Genomic DNA, 17,725 nt, shown 5'->3' with positions numbered 1-17,725 from the left:
AATTTTATTCAGCTGAAACTCTCCAGATTACACCACCATCATCATCATTCACTAGTAAAGAACCATCAGGAAGCGTTGTCACACCCACGGGACGTCCATAAACTTCACTGGCATCGTCGTCTGCAATGAAACCGGTAAGAAAATCTTCAGGTTGTTGTGGATTTCCATTCTCGTCGAAAGGTATAAACAAAACTTTATATCCTGAAAAATTTGCTCTATTCCAGGATCCGTGCTGTCCCACAAAGGCTCCATTATGGTATTTTTGAGGAAAAGAATTTTTCTTGTAAAATGTAAACCCAAGAGATGCCGTATGAGGACCCACTGCAACATCTGGAACTAGAGATTTTTCAACCATTTCTAAATGCGGATCTTCTGCCCATCTTGGATCTTTAATCTCTCCAAAATAAGAATATGGCCAACCGTACCAACCACCTTCTTTTACACTGGTAACATAATCTGGAACCAGGTTGTTTCCTATTTTATCTCTCTCATTTACGGCAGTCCAAAGCTCACCTGTAATTGGATTCCAATCTATCCCAACAGGGTTTCTAAGCCCTGCCGCATAAATTTTTTCTCCGCTACCATCAGGATTGATCTCAATGATATTTGCTCTTCGTTCTTCTTTTTCCATACCATGCTCTCCCACATTACTTGAACTTCCCACGGTAATATAAATTTTATCATTACTGGATCCTGCAATAATATTCCTTGTCCAGTGGTGATTATAACCTCCAGCCGGTAGATCTATAACTTTCTCTGGATTCTCATCTATAGTGTTCTGACCTTCTTTATAAGGAAAACGAATTAGTTGATCTACATTGGCTACATAGAAATAACCATCCATAATCAACATCCCAAAAGGTTGATTTAAATTCTTTAAAAAAGAGTACCGTTCATCTGGTACTCCATCCTCATCTTTATCCCGAAACATAGTGATACGGTTCGCGCTTTTCTTCGCGTCATCAGACTCTACTACAAAAATATCATTATTTGGCGCCACGTATGTCCAGCGCGGATGTTCTAGATCTTCAGCAAATTTAGTTACCTCAAAACCTTCTGGTGCCTGAGGCATTTTTCCTTCCGGCCATGCTACAAGTTTACTCTCTTTTCGAACTGATTCTGAAGCAAAAGGTGCCGGTAATTTTATTTTTCCAATAGCGGTTTCAGCATAATCAGGACCAGATTGACCTAGTTCCTTCTTTTTTTCCTCACTTAGATTTTCGTTCGCCTGTGCAGCAACATCCATGGAAATAAACAAAACTCCCGAAAACACAAGGCTAGTTATTAACTTTTTCATATTCAATTTTTTATAAAAATACCTTGAAAATTGGATTTAAGAAAAGATCTTTAAAGGATTAGATTTACTTTAACAGTGCGGCTCCTCTTATAGAAGTAGTATGTTTTTTTAGCTACTCTCTGAGTTTTTATTTAAGTTTACGGCTATATTTTTAGAAAATTTTATGAAAAAACTATGGTTGGTATTGGGGATTGTGATCAGCCTTTCATCTTGTGATTTTTCTAAGTACAAGCTTATTAAGGATTACGATTTCGAAACACAATTTGAAAAATCAGGTGGCACTGAAACCGGTACTTATAAAGAAGTTATAGGATTTTACCAAAAATTAGCCGATGCTTATCCAAGTATTATTTTGCAGGAGTTTGGAGAAACCGATAGCGGCTTACCTTTACATTTAGCTATTTACAATCCTGAAGGAGAATTCGATCTTGAAAAGCTTAGAAAATCACATAGTGTCCTGATGATCAATAATGGTATCCATCCCGGAGAAAGCGATGGTATAGATGCCACCATGATGCTCTTTAGGGATATGGCCGGGGATTCTATTGCCTCCCCAAAAAACACCATTATCGCCACCATCCCTATCTATAATGTTGGCGGTGCTATAAACCGAAATTCAGGAACAAGGACCAACCAAAATGGACCTAAAGAATATGGATTTAGAGGGAATGCCAGAAATTATGATCTCAATCGCGATTTTATAAAAGCCGACACTAAAAATGCACAAACATTCTATGAGATATTTCATTATTTAGATCCTGATGTTTTTATTGATAATCATGTGAGTAATGGAGCAGATTACCAGTATACATTAACCCATTTATTCACTCAACATGATAAGCTGGGGGAAATCTGGGCGCGTATGTTCAGAAAAAGATGATGCCTGCACTGGAGGATTCATTAAAAGCCAAAGACTGGGACATCACCCCTTATGTAAATGTGTTTAATGAAGTTCCTGAAAAAGGATTTTCTCAATTCATGGATTCACCGCGATATTCTACAGGCTATACAAGTCTTTGGAATACGCTGGGAATGATGGTTGAAACCCATATGCTCAAGCCTTATGATAAAAGGGTCATGGGAACCTACGAGCTAATGCATTCCATGATTAAAATTACAGATGCTGAAACTTCAGTAATTAAAGATCTTCGCAATCAGGCCAGAAGAAAATATCTAACCGATCGCAGTTACAATCTTAAATTTGAGGTTGATAAAGAGAATCCAACAAAAAGAGAATTTAAAGGTTTTGAAGCCGAAAATATTTCCAGTTACGTGACAGGACAGCAACGACTAAAATATGATCGTGACAAACCCTTTTCAAAGGAAATCGACTATTACGACAATTTCAAGGTTACGGAAGAGATCGAAATTCCAAGAGCTTATATCATCCCGCAAGGATGGTGGCAGATAGTAGATCGTTTAAAAATGAACGACATTAAAATGGAAGCTTTAGAAAGAGATACTTTGATTAACGTAGAAGTTTATAAGATCGAAGAATTTGAAACCGTTGAGACTGCTTACGAAGGGCATTACTTACATAGTAACACCGTGGTCTCTAAATCAACAGAAAATATAAGGTTCAGAAAAGGAGATTACCTTATTACCACTTTCCAGGATGGCGCCAGATATCTTTTAGAAACATTAGAACCATCAGCAGTAGACTCTTTTTTTAACTGGAATTTCTTTGATACAGTGCTTCAGCAAAAAGAGGGTTTTTCACCTTATGTATTTGAAGATAAAGCTAAAAAACTACTGGATAGCAACATAGAGCTTAAAGAAGATTTTGAGAATAAAAAACGTAGTGATGCCGATTTTAGAAATAACTGGTTTGCTCAGTTAGACTGGCTGCATAAACAATCTGAAAGCTACGAAGAGGCACATTTACGCTACCCAGTCTTCCGACTTCCCCGCTAGGAATTTTTCAGGAAATAACATTTTAATGTTCGCGTAAGATTTTTTCAGTGCTTTCTGACTTTTCTTGAAATTTTTCCATTTGGCTTTTTTAATACCCTCTTTTACCTCAGGAATCAGTTCGCCCTCATATTCGGTATACATTTCATACCAGTAAGTCTCCTTTAACCTGAGTTTTCCCTTACGCTTAAAAACATGATAGGTACGTGTAATGAACCGGGTAATCTCCAATCCCTCTACGCCGGTCTCTTCTTCAACTTCTCTAATCGCTGAATCTTCAATAGTTTCATTTTTCTCTGTCTTCCCTTTTGGAAGGTCCCATCGATGATTGCGGTAAATAAAAAGGATTTCCTTTTTCGGATTTACCACCATTCCTCCTGCTGCAGTGATCACTTTCATTTTCTTTAATAGCAGCTTTAGAAGCTTTGTTTCATCCTCGTGATAAAGGTTTACATAATGTAGTTTCCCTTTAAGGATTTTTCTTATCACTTTTTTAAGTCGAACTGTTTTTAAAGGGAAAGAAGTGTAATTTTCCCCAATTTCTTTCTTTGTAGAAACAATTATAGGAATATCATTCACAAAAACTTTATACATTTGCAGCTATGATTTTGAATAAAGAAACAGCAAAAAAGACCGCTGAGCTTTTGTTGCAAATTAAAGCAATAAAATTAGAACCACAAGAGCCTTTTACTTGGGCCAGCGGCTGGAAGTCACCAATATATTGTGATAACAGGATCATTCTGTCATACCCGATGATAAGAAACTACGTTCGGGAAAACTTTGCCAGACAAATTGAGGAGAAGTATGGTAAACCAGATGTGATCGCTGCCGTTGCAACAGGAGCAATAGGAATTGGTATGCTGGTTGCTGAATATTTAAGCCTGCCTTTCGCGTATGTGAGACCAGAACCTAAGGGCCATGGGAGACAAAACCAGATAGAAGGTAATCTTGAAGAAGGACAAACAGTAGTTGTTATTGAAGATCTTATTAGTACCGGGAACAGCAGTCTAAATGCCGTAAAAGCTTTAAAGGAAGCTGGAGCCAATGTAAAGGGAATGTTCGCTATCTTTACCTACGGATTTTCAACTTCCGTGAAGAATTTTGAAACTGCAGCTATAGAACTTCACACGCTTAGCGACTATGAAAATCTTATAGAAACGGCTCAGAACACAAATTATATTAATATTGAAGAAGCAGGAATACTTCGCAAATGGAGAGAGGATCCTGCTAACTGGAAACCATAATATGAAATTAGAAAGCCAAAAAGTAACTGCTAATAAACGTCAGCAGGAAATGTTCCAGTTTTTAACCAACGTTAAGAACTACGAACAGATAATGCCCGAAAGCAAAGAGAAATTTGAAGTAATTTCTGACGATACCTTCCATTTCCAATTAAAAGGAATGCCAGAAATACGATTAAAGATCATTGAGACCCAGGAACCCAATTTAGTAGTACTTGGATCTACTGCTGAAAAATTTCCTTTTAGACTGAAAACTCATATTGCTGATGCAGGAGTAGAGAAGAGTGAAGTAAATATGGATTTTGAAGGTGAATTTAACGCAATGATGAGCATGATGATCAAAAGTCCGTTAAAGAAATTCATCAATGCACTTACCGAGAACATCGGTAAATTATAAGTTTTTATTATATAACTCTTAAATGGGCTGTCTAAAATAATAGTCAGGCTGCAATTGTTTCAAATCTTAGTTTGAATTGCTTATAGACAATTTATTATGATGCTGAAATAACTTCAGATTGACGATATTATCACTTTTAGACAGCTTTTTTTAATAAAGCAGCTGGATTTCTTTAAGATCATAAGTTTTAAAAACTGCATCTTCAATTTCCAGATTTAGCTTCCCTTCGGTTGTAACACCTCGAATTATACCGTTAAACCTCTCGCCTTCTTTAGAAACAAAAGTGGAGACCACATTCAGCCTAAACATATTTTCAGCATATTTTTCAAGAATATCAATACTTCTCTTATTGGGTAAACTTTTTAGTTCCTTTTCAATGGCAACAATAAAAAGTTCAAGAATCTCATCAAGGTCAAATTTTTGATTTGTAATACTCCTAAGGGAACCCGCATTAGGTAGATTTTTAAAATCTTTCTGGTTCACATTTATCCCTATTCCTATAACGCTAGCCACAATCCCTTCGGTTTTTACAATATTTTCAATGAGGATGCCACCCAGCTTTTGTTTTGCTGACAGAATGTCGTTAGGCCATTTCACCTTTATATCCGGAATTTTCATCTGTCTTAAAACTTCCAGCACAGCGAGTGAAATTGAAGCACTTAATAGAAAATGTCGGGAAACATTCAATTTATTCTGGGGATACAGAATACTGAAAGTGAGGTTTTCGCCTGCTTTAGACTCCCAATGAGCACCTCGCTGTCCTCGCCCTGCGGTTTGGGAGATCGCTCGCACGCAAACCGGTTCAAAATTAGTATCGCCCTCGTAAAATTTACGAACGAAGGAATTGGTGGAGTCAATGGCATTAACTTTGATTGTACGCATATATAAGTATAAGAGATTAAGGCGTTAAAATCTTCTTTAACAATCTCTTTAAAAGAGCAAAAAATGATAAATTTGCGTAAATAAATTAATTTAATGTCAAAAAAGGAAAAAAACAGCGATCAACTTATTGCACATATTATAAAAGGGATAGAGGAAGTTAAAGGTAATGATATTGATATCCTGGACCTTAGAGAAATAGAAAATACAGTTTGTGATTATTTTATAATCTGTAATGGTACTTCAAACACACAGGTTAACGCCATAGTAAATTCCATACAAAAAACAGTTAGTAAAAACCTGAAAGACAAACCCTGGCATATCGAAGGGAGTGAAAATGCTGAATGGGTACTTATGGACTACGTAAATGTAGTTGTACATGTATTCCAGAAGCATATCAGGGAATTTTACGATATTGAAAGCCTATGGGGTGATGCAAAGATCACTTCCATAGAAAGCAGTTATTAAATCTAAATTATTAGAAGAAGCATAGAATGGCGAATCAAAAACCGAAGAAAAAATTAGATCCCAAAAAACCTAAATTTAGTGCCTACTGGATTTACGCGGCGATCATTATTATATTTTTAGGCCTCAACCTTTTTGGTGATGGAGGGTTTTCAGAACCTGCCAAAACCAATCCTGCAGAATTTAAAGAATATCTTAGCAATGGCGATGTTAAGAAAGTAGAGATTATCAACCGTAATCAGGCACGAGTATATTTAACGGCCGAAGCAAAAGAAAAGGAAATACACAAGAAGAATATAGATCCAGATCTTTTTCCTACCGGCGAATCTCCGGTTTATACATTTCAATTTGGAGATCTGCAGAATTTTGAAAATGATATTAACGAGATCAAGAATGAAAAGAATCTTGATACAGTTGTAACCTACGATACTTCAAGCGATGTGCTTGGTGATCTATTTTGGGCCCTACTCCCTTTCATTCTTATTATCGGAGTTTGGATCTTTATTATGAGAAAGATGAGTTCTGGAGCCGGAGGAGGCGCCGGAGGTCAGATCTTCAATATTGGTAAATCCAAAGCAAAATTATTTGATCAGAATACCGATGTAAAAACATCTTTTAAAGATGTTGCGGGTCTTGAAGGTGCTAAAGAAGAAGTACAGGAAATTGTAGACTTCCTGAAACAACCGGAAAAATATACTGCTCTGGGTGGTAAAATCCCAAAAGGAGCTTTACTTGTAGGACCTCCCGGAACCGGTAAAACATTATTAGCAAAAGCCGTTGCTGGTGAGGCGAAGGTTCCTTTCTTTTCTTTATCAGGTTCAGACTTCGTGGAAATGTTTGTAGGTGTAGGAGCCTCCAGGGTACGTGACTTGTTCAAACAGGCAAAAGAGAAATCACCATCGATCATTTTTATTGATGAAATTGATGCTATTGGTAGAGCAAGAGGAAAAAGTAATTTCTCTGGATCTAACGATGAACGAGAAAATACGTTAAACCAGCTATTGACTGAAATGGACGGTTTTGGCACCAATACAAACGTAATTGTTATTGCGGCAACCAACCGTGCAGATGTACTGGATAAAGCATTAATGCGTGCAGGACGTTTTGACAGGCAGATTTACGTAGACCTTCCTGATCTGAACGAAAGAAAAGAAATATTCGATGTTCATTTAAAACCACTAAAAAAGGTTGCAGATGAATTAGACACCGATTTCCTGGCCAAGCAAACTCCAGGTTTTTCAGGGGCAGACATCGCGAATGTTTGTAATGAAGCAGCTTTAATCGCTGCAAGAAAAGGTAACAAGGCTGTTGGTAAACAAGATTTTCTGGACGCCGTAGACCGTATTGTTGGTGGTCTTGAGAAAAAGAATAAAATTATTACCCCAAGTGAGAAAAAAGCAATTGCTTTTCACGAAGCAGGTCACGCAACCGTTAGCTGGATGCTGGAACATGCCGCTCCACTGGTAAAAGTTACTATCGTACCCCGTGGACAGTCTTTAGGAGCCGCGTGGTATTTACCTGAAGAGCGATTAATTGTAAGACCAGAGCAAATGCTGGATGAAATGTGTGCTGCGCTTGGTGGTCGTGCTGCTGAGAAAGTGATCTTTAACAAAATTTCTACCGGTGCACTTAGTGATCTTGAAAAAGTTACAAAACAGGCAAGAGCTATGGTTACCATTTATGGCTTAAATGAAGCTGTAGGGAATTTAACCTATTACGATTCATCTGGACAAAGTGAATATAATTTCACTAAACCATATAGTGAAAAGACTTCAGAATTGATCGATAAAGAGATCTCCAATCTAATCGAAGATCAGTACAAGCGGGCCCTGGACTTACTAGAGCACAATAAGGACAAATTATCTGAACTTGCTGAAATACTTCTTGACAAAGAAGTCATTTTCAAAGATGACCTTGAAAAGATCTTTGGAAAGCGCCCTTTTGAAAAAGAGGAAAGAGAAAGCAAATCTTCAAAGGAGAAAAAAGCTCGTGCAAAAGAAAAAGAGAATACACTAAATCCTGAAGATTCTAAAGGTGAAGATAAAGACGAAGAAGGAAAATTAACAGAAGATAATTCGGTTAATAAGTAGTGTAGAAGTAGAAGTAAAAAATCTGAATTTAACCACTGGTTAAATTCAGATTTTTTAACTTTGATAAAATGACTGTAAGAATCATACCCAAACTCTATGAATCTATTCAAGAGGTTTCTTAATCCCAAGTCCAAAGCAGACCAGGAGCAGGATATCCCTGAGAATGCAGACAGAGGGAAATACATGCCGGAGGTAAAATTACCTACCGATGAGCGTTTTATGCTCAATTTTAAAAATAACGGGGGGAAGTTCTTATATTGTGTAAATGACACTGAAGTTCAGGAGGCTTTCGATAACATTCTTATGGAGAATGACTGGTATGAAAAGCAATGTTGCTGTTTTGATGAGAAACTTATGAGCAAGTTTAGAAACTTCAATCTTGAATTTAATAAATCTGCAAATGCAGAATTTTATTTATCAACATGCGAGTTTCTAGTGGCAAATGATGGTTCCATTTTAATTTCATCCAACCAGATCAAGGAAAGAAAACTTCATGATCTTCCTGCAAATTTCATTATATTATCCTCTACCAGTCAGTTAATTGACACTATTGGTGAAGGTTTAAGAGGCATTAAGTTTAAGAACAAACAGCAGATCCCTTCCAATATCACTACCATCAAAAATTTTGAGACTCAAAAAGAAGGTGATTTTATGAGTTACGGAAGTAGCACAAAAAACCTATATTTGCTGCTGCTGGAAGATCTGTAATTTATGAGGGAAACCATTATTCGTGCTGTTTCAGGATTGTTGTATACATCCATACTGGTTGCATCTATCCTATCCTCAGAAGTGATCTTTATTATTCTCTTTTATCTTTTAAGCCTGGTTTGCTTAGTAGAAATGCAAAAGCTTTTGCGATTAAAAAGCTACGCGCTTTATTTTTTACAAGCCATCCTTTTTTATCTTTTCAGTTTTTTAAAGTTCAACCAGGATGCCACCATATTACTGCTCCTTATAACGGTATTTGTAAATCTATTCCTGGTAAAAGATCTTCTTGTAGTGAAAAAAATTCCGGTGTTTGAAAAGAAGAAATATATCATCATTATATTTTATCTTATATCATCTACAATATTCCTGACGCTTATTCCAACCATAGAAGGGATTTTTATACCAAAACTGGTTATTGGAATATTCTTTTTAATCTGGACCAATGACACTTTCGCGTATCTCGTAGGTAAAAATTTCGGAAAACATAAATTATACGAAAAGATCTCACCGAACAAAACCATTGAAGGCTTCCTTGGAGGACTCGTATTTAGTGTTCTAATGAGTTATGCTATTTGGTATTATACGCATTTCCTAACCATGTGGACATGGGTGGGAATGGCAATAATCTTAAGTATTTTTGGCACCTTAGGAGATCTTATCCAATCAAAATTTAAGAGACAGGCTGGTGTTAAAGATAGTGGAAAATTAATGCCAGGTCACGGCGGATTGTTTGATCGGCTAGATAGTATTATCTTTGCAAGCCCATTTATTTATGCTTATTTATATATATTAAACTATGTTTCATAAAGAAGGATATAAAATAATGACTATTACTGCGATTATCCTTATCGCAATAAATATCATTACATACAGTTTAATTAATGTATACTGGATAAAATTTGGAATTTTTGCAATCTCCATTTTCTTTTTCTTATTGATCATTCAGTTTTTTAGAAATCCAAAAAGAACAACCAGTTTAAGCAATGAACATATCATAGCGCCGGTAGACGGAAAAGTAGTTGCTATTGAAGAGGTTTATGAAAAAGAATATTTTAAAGATAATAGATTACAAATATCCATTTTCATGTCTCCTATAAATGTGCATGTCACACGTCATCCTGTAGGCGGAAAAGTGACCTACAGCAAGTATCATCCCGGAAAGTTCCTGGTGGCCTGGCATCCAAAATCCAGTGAAGAAAATGAAAGGACTACGGTAGTTGTGAAAAATGAGACTGCAGGAGAAATCCTTTATCGCCAAATTGCCGGAGCTCTGGCAAAAAGGATCGTTAATTACGCAGAAGTAGACACAGAAGTAGTTCAGGGAAGCGACAGCGGATTTATAAAATTTGGAAGTCGTGTTGATGTATTTGTTCCTGTTGGAACAAAAGTGAATGTTGAGATCAATCAAAAAGTAAAGGGTGGCGTTAGTGTAATCGCTGATGTAGCTTCTTAAATATTATGATGGCAGAAGAAAACGCGAAGTTTCTAAAAGCCTATGAAATGGCAAGTAGCACAGATCAGCAATTTCCACCTGATGTGCTTTTACACTTCTATGCTCTTTACAAGCGGGCTACAGAAAGAAATGGATTCTACATCCCTCCAACAAATCAGGGAGACCTTAGAAGTGCTTTTAAGATAAATGCACTTGTACAGGTAAAGGACCTGAGTAAGAAGGAAGCAGAAGAAAAATATATTGAATTGGTAGAATTTCACATAGGAGATATACCTAAAATAACAGAATAGAAGCCATTAATACAAACTAAAAAAAGAGGACGAAACGTCCTCTTTTTTTTAGTTTCAAAGATCAAAATTATTTTTTAACCTAAGCTTTTCAGACTTGCCCTCAAAGCTTCAATCTTAGCTTCGGCATCCGTTTTCTTAGCTTTTTCAATCGCAACTACCTTCTCTGGCGCATTGTTAACAAAGCGCTCATTAGATAATTTTTTATCTACAGATTTTAAGAAACCTTCGGTATAATTCAATTCCTCCTGTATTTTTTCCCTTTCCGCTTCAATATCTATAGCGCCTACAATTGGAATAAAATATTCGTTAGATCTTACTCTAAAGGAAAGTGCTCCATCTACAGACCCGGTTACATATTCAAGATTAGAAATATTTCCCATTTTCGAAATCACACCATCGAAAGTTTTGGAAGTATTCTCATTATTAAGAATATTAAAATCTATTTCATTTTTAAAGGAAATATTCTTGTCTTTTCTAATTTTTCTCACACCGGCAATTACTTCAGCAGCATGAGAAAATTCTTTAATAATTGTCTCATCAAATTCCTTCTCTTCGGGCCATTTTGCAATAATTAAAGCATTTTCCGGAGTTCTTTCGGTAATTTCCTGCCAGATTTCCTCAGTAACAAAAGGCATAAATGGATGAAGAATCTTCAGATTATCCTCTAAAATGGATATTATCTCCTTATACGTCTTAGCGTCCATAGGCTGGCCAAAGCCCGGTTTTACCATTTCCAGAAACCAGCTACAGTAATCATCCCAAATCAACTTATAGGTAGACATCAAAGCATCACTAATTCTATATTTAGAATAATGATCTTCTATCTCCCTGATCGTCTTTTGGAACTTCGCCTTATACCAGTTTATTGCTATTTTTGCTGTTTCAGGTTGTTCTATTTCTTCTGAAACTTCCCATCCCTGAACTAAACGGAAAGCATTCCAGATTTTATTTGAAAAACCACTCCCCTGTTTACAAAGATCTTCATCAAACATTAGATCATTACCGGCAGGTGAGCTTAGTAACATTCCAACACGAACCCCGTCAGCTCCATATTGCTCGATAAGCACGAGAGGATCTGGTGAATTTCCCAGAGATTTTGACATTTTTCTTCTTTGCTTATCCCTGACAATTCCTGTTAAATAAACATTTTTAAAAGGTCTTTCTCCTCTATATTCATACCCGGCCATGATCATTCTGGCGACCCAGAAGAAAAGAATTTCCGGTGCTGTAACTAGGTCATTGGTTGGATAATAATATTGAATTTCTTTATTGTCTGGCTCAAGGATTCCGTTAAAAACGCTCATTGGCCAAAGCCATGAAGAAAACCAGGTATCCAAAGCGTCCTTATCCTGTGTGAGATCTGAAGCCTGTAAATCATTATTACCAGTGACTTCTTTAGCCTTTTCAAGGGCCAAATCCGCACTTTCAGCTACTACAAAATCGTTTTTGCCATTTCCGTAGAAATAGGCGGGAATTTGATGCCCCCACCATAACTGACGAGAAATATTCCAATCGCGAACATTCTCCATCCAGTGACGGTAGGTATTCAGAAATTTTTCCGGAACCAGATTTATATCATCTCCCAGCACCGCTTCAATCGCAGGCTGAGCCATTTCCTTCATTTTTAAAAACCATTGATCGCTTAGCTTTGGTTCTATAACCGCGCCAGTTCGCTCACTGGTTCCCACTTTATTTACGTGATCCTCTACCTTATCTAAAAATCCAGATAATTCCAGTTCTTCTACAATTTCAGCACGAGCCACAAAACGATCTTTTCCTTCATAATGGAGTCCGTAACTATTTAAGGTTGCATCATCGTTAAAAATATCAATGACTTCAAGGTTATGCTTATCACCAAGATTTTTATCATTTTCATCGTGAGCCGGAGTTACTTTTAAGCATCCGGTTCCAAATTCCATATCTACGTACTCATCTTCAATAACAGGAATCGTTCTATTACAGATAGGTACAATTGCTTTTTTACCTTTTAAATGAGAAAATCTCTCATCGTTCGGGTTAATACAAATAGCAGTATCTCCCAAAATCGTTTCAGGTCTGGTGGTAGCGATAGTTAGATAATCTTCACTTCCTTCTATTTTATATTTTAAATGGTAAAGTTTTCCGTTTCTTTCTTCGTAATTCACTTCTTCATCAGAAAGTGTGGTTTTTGCCTGGGGATCCCAGTTTACCATCCGGTAACCACGATACACCAAACCTTTATTATAAAGATCAACGAAAACTTTTATTACTGAGGCAGACATATCCTCATCCATGGTAAATTTGGTACGCTCCCAGTCACATGATGCCCCAAGATGCTTTAATTGCTGAAGAATAATTCCCCCATGTTTGTGTGTCCAATCCCAGGCGTGCTGTAGAAATTCCTCACGACTAAGATCATTTTTATCTATTCCTTCAGCCTTAAGTTTAGCAACTACTTTAGCTTCGGTGGCAATAGAAGCGTGATCTGTTCCAGGAACCCAACAGGCGTTTAAACCTTTTAACCGGGCCCTTCTTACCAACACATCCTGAATAGTATTATTTAGCATATGCCCCATATGCAATACCCCAGTTACATTGGGCGGTGGAATTACAATGGTATATGGCTCTCTCTCATCTACTTCTGAATGAAAGTAATTATTCTTCATCCAGTAGTCGTACCACTTATCCTCTACTTTTTTCGCATTATATTGTGAAGCAATTGCCATTTCTTGGTCTGATTTTTGAAATAATGGCAAAAGTAATTATTAATGTAGGATTATGAAAGTTACTGAAATGATTAAAATTTTTGAGATTTGAACTATTTCAGCTTATCTTTACTTTTCCGCTTAAAAATTTAAAATTATGAAAAAACTAATTGCAATAGCCATATTCGTATGTGTAGGTCTGGCAACAGCCCAGGCTCAGAAAACAGCGAAAATAGAATTTAAGTCTGAAACTATTGATTATGGTGAAATAATGAAAGGCAGCGATGGCCTTAGAGTATTTGAATTTACAAACATAGGTGATGCGCCTTTAGTGATCGAAGATGTAAAATCCAGTTGCGGATGTACGGTACCTAAGAAACCGGAAGAACCTATTATGCCCGGAGAAACCGGGAAAATTGAGGTGAAATATGACACTAAAAGAGTTGGCCCTATCAGAAAAACAGTGACAGTTTATTCAAATGCTGATGAACCAACGAAAGCTTTAAAAATAAAAGGTCTCGTGAAAGACGAAGCTGGAGACAGCAAATAGATTGCTTATATATAAGCTTATTAAAAAAACGCCTTCCTTTTTGGAGGGCGTTTTTTTATAAAATTCTTTCTAAACGAAACTCGACCTCAACAAGCTTCCCATTTCGCATAATTTCAAGTTTAATCTTTTTTCCTTCTTTAGAGGAAAGAACTTGTATTATCTTATGAATATTGAACTTATAGACTGGTCTTCCGTTTAATTTAATAATTTCGTCCCCAATCATAAGTCCGGCAAGAGCAGCAGGTGATTCCGGCCTAATTTCAGCTACTTCGTAACGGGATTCTAGGGAATAAAAAACATTTCTACTGGTAGTATACGCATTAGTTATTCCGTTGGAATCTCTTTCAATTTGAAAATCTGAAGTAGAAGTATCTCCACTTTTCACAATGCGATATCCGTTATATTGAACCACTATACCACTCATATTATATTCAAATGGATCTTTAAAATTTCCATTTGGCTTTAACCTTAAGTTCTTTTTAGAATAATCTACCACCGAATTAAATCGTTTTAAAACCTGCGCACCCACACTTCCATCTCTTTCTTCAAAAGAATTTGCTGCAGAAATAAACAGGCTGTCCGGGAAACTCACGGTAATTTCATCTAAATCATATTTCTTAAGCGACAAACTTGAAATTCTACTTCTAAACCCATAAACACTCCCGGTGATACCAAAACCCAAAAAATCTTCAAAAGATTTATCAGGAATATGAAGGTTGAGCGCTGAATTCTCGAATAACCAAAGCGCATCGCTAGACCCACTATCTACCAGGAGGTCTACTTTTACTGAAACTCCATTATTTAATTCTACATTGGCTTCTATGTAAGGTTTATCCTTATAAAATTTTAAGGGCAAATCAATGCATCTACTACAATTTCTATAATTATAAACTTCATTATTGTAGACTTTCATCAATTTCCTTTTGTAATTAAACTCAATTACAAAATTTTTAAAAAAATCATAACCTAAAATCCCATTTACTGATACACCAATTCGATTGGAAATATTTATAATCCCTCCTTCTATTATATAAACACTATGATCTTCATTAACAGCCTGACCTATTTTAACAGTATTATGATTAGATTTCAATGCCCTTAAGGGCTTGCCAACTCCTAAGCCTTTTAAATAGACAACTTTTGGATTATTTAACAAAGTAGTGTCTGTCTCTGTCAGACTAAATAGAATTGTTGAATTTACGCCCGTATCTAAAAGAAATGAAAGTTCCCTCCCATTTATTTCAACAGGTACAATCACCAGATCATTAGCCAATTCAAATCTTTGTTTAAACTTTCCCTTTTCATCTTCAATTATAAAATCATCTTGCGCAAAAACATTTGTAAAAAACATCGAAAGAAAAATCGAAATGACCCAGAGGTATATATAATTTCCAGATCTCATACCATATTAAATTACGAAAAATCACGGATAATTACCTATAGATTATTATTGATTACTATTTTAATTTTGCAATTTTGCAGCGCAAAAACTTTAAGCTATGCCTAAGATCTCTAACAAAGGGCTTGAAATGCCTGAATCACCCATAAGAAAACTTGTTCCTTTTGCTGAAGCTGCAACTAGAAAAGGACGGACTATTTATCAATTAAATATTGGCCAACCCGATATCAATACTCCGAAAGCTGCACTAGACGCAGTTAGAGAGCATGATATTGAAGTGCTCTCTTATAGTCATTCGGCAGGTTTTGAAAGTTACAGAGAGAAATTAGCAGGCTATTATAAAAAAACATCGCTCCCGGTAAGTAAAGAGGATATTATTATTACCACAGGTGGATCTGAAGCTTTACTTTTTGCTATGGGGAGTATTACAGACCCTGGAGACGAAGTGATTATCCCGGAGCCATTTTATGCAAATTATAATGGTTTTGCTACTGCTTCTGGCGTTCAAATAAAACCTATTCAAGCGAGCATCGAAAACAATTTTGCTTTGCCCCCAATTTCGGAATTCGAGAAGTTAATATCTGAAAAGACCAAAGCAATTATACTTTGTAATCCTGGAAATCCTACCGGCTATCTTTATACGAGGGACGAAGTAAAGCAATTGGCTGATCTTGCTCTAAAGCATGATCTCTTTATAGTTTCAGACGAAGTGTATCGTGAATTTGCTTATGAAGGAGCAGAACATCATTCTATAATGAGTATTCCTGAACTTGCAAATAATGCAATCATGGTAGATTCAGTTTCAAAAAGATATAGTATGTGCGGAGCGAGGATAGGATGTCTTGTCTCAAAAAACAAAGAAGTAATCGCTACAGCCATGAAATTTGCTCAGGCGAGATTGAGTCCACCTACTTTTGCTCAGATTGCCAGTGAAGCGGCTTTAGACACTCCTCAATCATATTTTGATGATGTTATTAAAGAATATACCTTTAGAAGAAATCTTCTTGTAAATGGCCTGGAAAGAATTGAAGGAGTTAAAGTAGCGAAGCCAAAAGGAGCTTTTTATTGTATAGCTGAGCTACCGGTAGAAGACGCCGACGACTTTGCCAGATGGTTGCTGGAAGATTTTGAAGATAATAATGAAACCATTATGGTTGCACCTGCTGCTGGATTCTATTCTACGCCAAACACAGGAAAAAACCAGGTAAGGATTGCTTATGTTTTGAAGAAAGAAAATCTTGAAAGAGCCATAGACATCCTTGAAAAAGCTTTAAAAGAATACAACAAGAAGAATTAATGCGCGTTCTGCGGAATTTTTCCCTTAAAGATCATAATAGCTTTGGCATTGATGTTAGAGCGGATAAGTTTATTTCTATTGAAAATCTGGATAATCTAAAAAGTATACTTCGCAAAAGCTATGCATCAGAATTATTCATACTTGGCGGAGGAAGCAATATGCTGCTAACAGGTGATATACATAAGATGGTACTCCATATTGCCATAAAGGGAAAGAAGGTGGTCTCTGAAACAGACAACCACGTAATTCTAGAAGCCGCAGCGGGTGAAAACTGGCATGAATTTGTTCTATGGACCCTCAAGCAGAATTACGGAGGATTAGAAAATCTCTCCCTCATTCCTGGAAACGTAGGCACTGCACCTATTCAAAATATCGGTGCGTATGGAGTGGAGCTTAAAGATAGCTTTGTTAGCTGCATCGCATTGAATATTCAAACGCTCGAAGAAAAAGAATTCAGCCTTGAAGACTGTAACTTTTCTTATCGAAATTCAATCTTTAAGAATCAGTTAAAAGGCCAGTATATTATCACATCGGTAAAATTTAGATTAACAAAGAACCACCATCAATTAAACATTAATTATGGTTCTATAAGAGCTGAACTTGCTGAAAAAGGAATTAATTCTCCTGAAATTAAAGATATTTCTAATGCTGTCATAGCTATACGACAATCTAAGCTCCCAGATCCAAAGAAAATTGGCAACAGCGGAAGTTTCTTCAAAAATCCTGTTATAGCAAAGGATCAGTTTGAAGAACTCAAAAGAAAATTTCCCGAAATCCCATCTTATGAAGTTTCTGAGGAGGAAATTAAAGTTCCTGCAGGATGGCTAATTGACACCGCTGGATATAAGGGCTATAGGCTTGGCGACGCCGGAGTACACAAAAATCAAGCGCTGGTGTTAGTGAATTATGGAGAAGCTACCGGAGCCGAAATACTGAATCTTTCGAAGACGATACAAAAAGCAATAAAGGATAAATTTGGCATTGACCTGGAAGCTGAGGTAAACATTATATAAAAAAAGGGAACCCAAAATTGAGTTCCCTTTTCTTTACAATTTTTCTAATTT

General features: G+C 36.5%; 16 protein-coding genes and 1 pseudogene. 12 read left to right on the top strand and 5 right to left on the bottom strand.

Annotated elements, in window-relative coordinates; genetic code table 11:
- Positions 1-4: 4 nt before the first annotated feature.
- Positions 5-1,297, bottom strand: a complete 1,293-nt coding sequence (locus tag BLT95_RS13295) for a sorbosone dehydrogenase family protein (protein WP_089666634.1) — start codon at positions 1,295-1,297, stop codon at positions 5-7.
- 163 nt (positions 1,298-1,460) lie between these two features.
- Between BLT95_RS13295 and BLT95_RS13290 the strand changes: the two are divergent.
- A pseudogene (locus BLT95_RS13290) lies at positions 1,461-3,211 on the top strand (M14 family metallopeptidase).
- Here the strand turns inward: BLT95_RS13290 and BLT95_RS13285 are convergent.
- Positions 3,179-3,802: an NUDIX domain-containing protein gene (locus BLT95_RS13285; protein WP_089666633.1), complete on the bottom strand. Its 624-nt coding sequence runs from the start codon at positions 3,800-3,802 to the stop codon at positions 3,179-3,181. The pseudogene BLT95_RS13290 and the gene BLT95_RS13285 sit on opposite strands and share 33 nt — an antisense overlap.
- 8 nt (positions 3,803-3,810) lie before the next feature.
- Here BLT95_RS13285 and pyrE point away from each other — a divergent pair, with 8 nt between their 5' ends.
- Complete coding sequence (pyrE, locus tag BLT95_RS13280; RefSeq protein ID WP_089666632.1) at positions 3,811-4,452, top strand: orotate phosphoribosyltransferase; 642 nt, start codon at positions 3,811-3,813, stop codon at positions 4,450-4,452.
- 1 nt (position 4,453) lies between these two features.
- Entirely contained in the window at positions 4,454-4,846 is a 393-nt protein-coding gene (locus BLT95_RS13275) for an orotate phosphoribosyltransferase (RefSeq protein ID WP_089666631.1), read from the top strand.
- Positions 4,847-4,996: 150 nt separating this feature from the next.
- On the opposite strand, the gene BLT95_RS13270 is transcribed toward BLT95_RS13275, so the two are convergent.
- Positions 4,997-5,728, bottom strand: a complete 732-nt coding sequence (locus tag BLT95_RS13270; protein WP_089666630.1) for a biotin--[acetyl-CoA-carboxylase] ligase — start codon at positions 5,726-5,728, stop codon at positions 4,997-4,999.
- Between the two features lie 93 nt (positions 5,729-5,821).
- Between BLT95_RS13270 and rsfS the strand changes: the two genes are divergently transcribed.
- The 6 genes from rsfS to BLT95_RS13240 all read left to right on the top strand — a co-directional run bounded on the left by rsfS (position 5,822) and on the right by BLT95_RS13240 (position 10,731).
- Entirely contained in the window at positions 5,822-6,193 is a 372-nt protein-coding gene (gene rsfS, locus BLT95_RS13265) for a ribosome silencing factor (protein ID WP_089666629.1), read from the top strand.
- A gap of 26 nt (positions 6,194-6,219) precedes the next feature.
- Positions 6,220-8,280, top strand: a complete 2,061-nt coding sequence (gene ftsH / locus BLT95_RS13260; protein ID WP_089666628.1) for an ATP-dependent zinc metalloprotease FtsH — start codon at positions 6,220-6,222, stop codon at positions 8,278-8,280.
- Positions 8,281-8,376: 96 nt separating this feature from the next.
- On the top strand, positions 8,377-8,988 hold the full coding sequence (locus BLT95_RS13255) for an LUD domain-containing protein (protein ID WP_089666627.1): 612 nt from the start codon (positions 8,377-8,379) through the stop codon (positions 8,986-8,988).
- 3 nt (positions 8,989-8,991) lie between these two features.
- Complete coding sequence (locus tag BLT95_RS13250) at positions 8,992-9,795, top strand: phosphatidate cytidylyltransferase (protein ID WP_089666626.1); 804 nt, start codon at positions 8,992-8,994, stop codon at positions 9,793-9,795.
- Entirely contained in the window at positions 9,785-10,441 is a 657-nt protein-coding gene (locus BLT95_RS13245; protein WP_089666625.1) for a phosphatidylserine decarboxylase family protein, read from the top strand. The genes BLT95_RS13250 and BLT95_RS13245 overlap by 11 nt, the downstream gene beginning before the upstream one ends.
- A 5-nt stretch (positions 10,442-10,446) precedes the next feature.
- Positions 10,447-10,731, top strand: a complete 285-nt coding sequence (locus BLT95_RS13240) for an acyl-CoA-binding protein (protein WP_089666624.1) — start codon at positions 10,447-10,449, stop codon at positions 10,729-10,731.
- A gap of 74 nt (positions 10,732-10,805) precedes the next feature.
- On the opposite strand, the gene BLT95_RS13235 is transcribed toward BLT95_RS13240, so the two are convergent.
- On the bottom strand, positions 10,806-13,436 hold the full coding sequence (locus BLT95_RS13235) for a valine--tRNA ligase (RefSeq protein ID WP_089666623.1): 2,631 nt from the start codon (positions 13,434-13,436) through the stop codon (positions 10,806-10,808).
- A gap of 136 nt (positions 13,437-13,572) precedes the next feature.
- Here BLT95_RS13235 and BLT95_RS13230 point away from each other — a divergent pair, with 136 nt between their 5' ends.
- Positions 13,573-13,965, top strand: coding sequence for a DUF1573 domain-containing protein (locus BLT95_RS13230; RefSeq protein ID WP_089666622.1), 393 nt, complete (start codon positions 13,573-13,575; stop codon positions 13,963-13,965).
- Between the two features lie 55 nt (positions 13,966-14,020).
- Here the strand turns inward: BLT95_RS13230 and BLT95_RS13225 are convergent, their stop codons facing one another.
- Positions 14,021-15,316 (bottom strand): aspartyl protease family protein, encoded by a 1,296-nt coding sequence (locus BLT95_RS13225; RefSeq protein ID WP_172822596.1) that lies wholly within the window; start codon positions 15,314-15,316, stop codon positions 14,021-14,023.
- A 148-nt stretch (positions 15,317-15,464) separates the two neighbouring features.
- Between BLT95_RS13225 and BLT95_RS13220 the strand changes: the two genes are divergently transcribed.
- Complete coding sequence (locus tag BLT95_RS13220) at positions 15,465-16,661, top strand: pyridoxal phosphate-dependent aminotransferase (protein WP_089666620.1); 1,197 nt, start codon at positions 15,465-15,467, stop codon at positions 16,659-16,661.
- Positions 16,661-17,674, top strand: coding sequence for a UDP-N-acetylmuramate dehydrogenase (gene murB / locus BLT95_RS13215; protein ID WP_089666619.1), 1,014 nt, complete (start codon positions 16,661-16,663; stop codon positions 17,672-17,674). The genes BLT95_RS13220 and murB overlap by 1 nt, the downstream gene beginning before the upstream one ends.
- The last annotated feature ends 51 nt before the right edge of the window (positions 17,675-17,725 follow it).

This window comes from Gramella sp. MAR_2010_147, from assembly GCF_900105135.1.
Taxonomy (GTDB): Bacteria; Bacteroidota; Bacteroidia; order Flavobacteriales; family Flavobacteriaceae; genus Christiangramia.
This window is presented reverse-complemented; position numbering and strand designations above follow the sequence as displayed.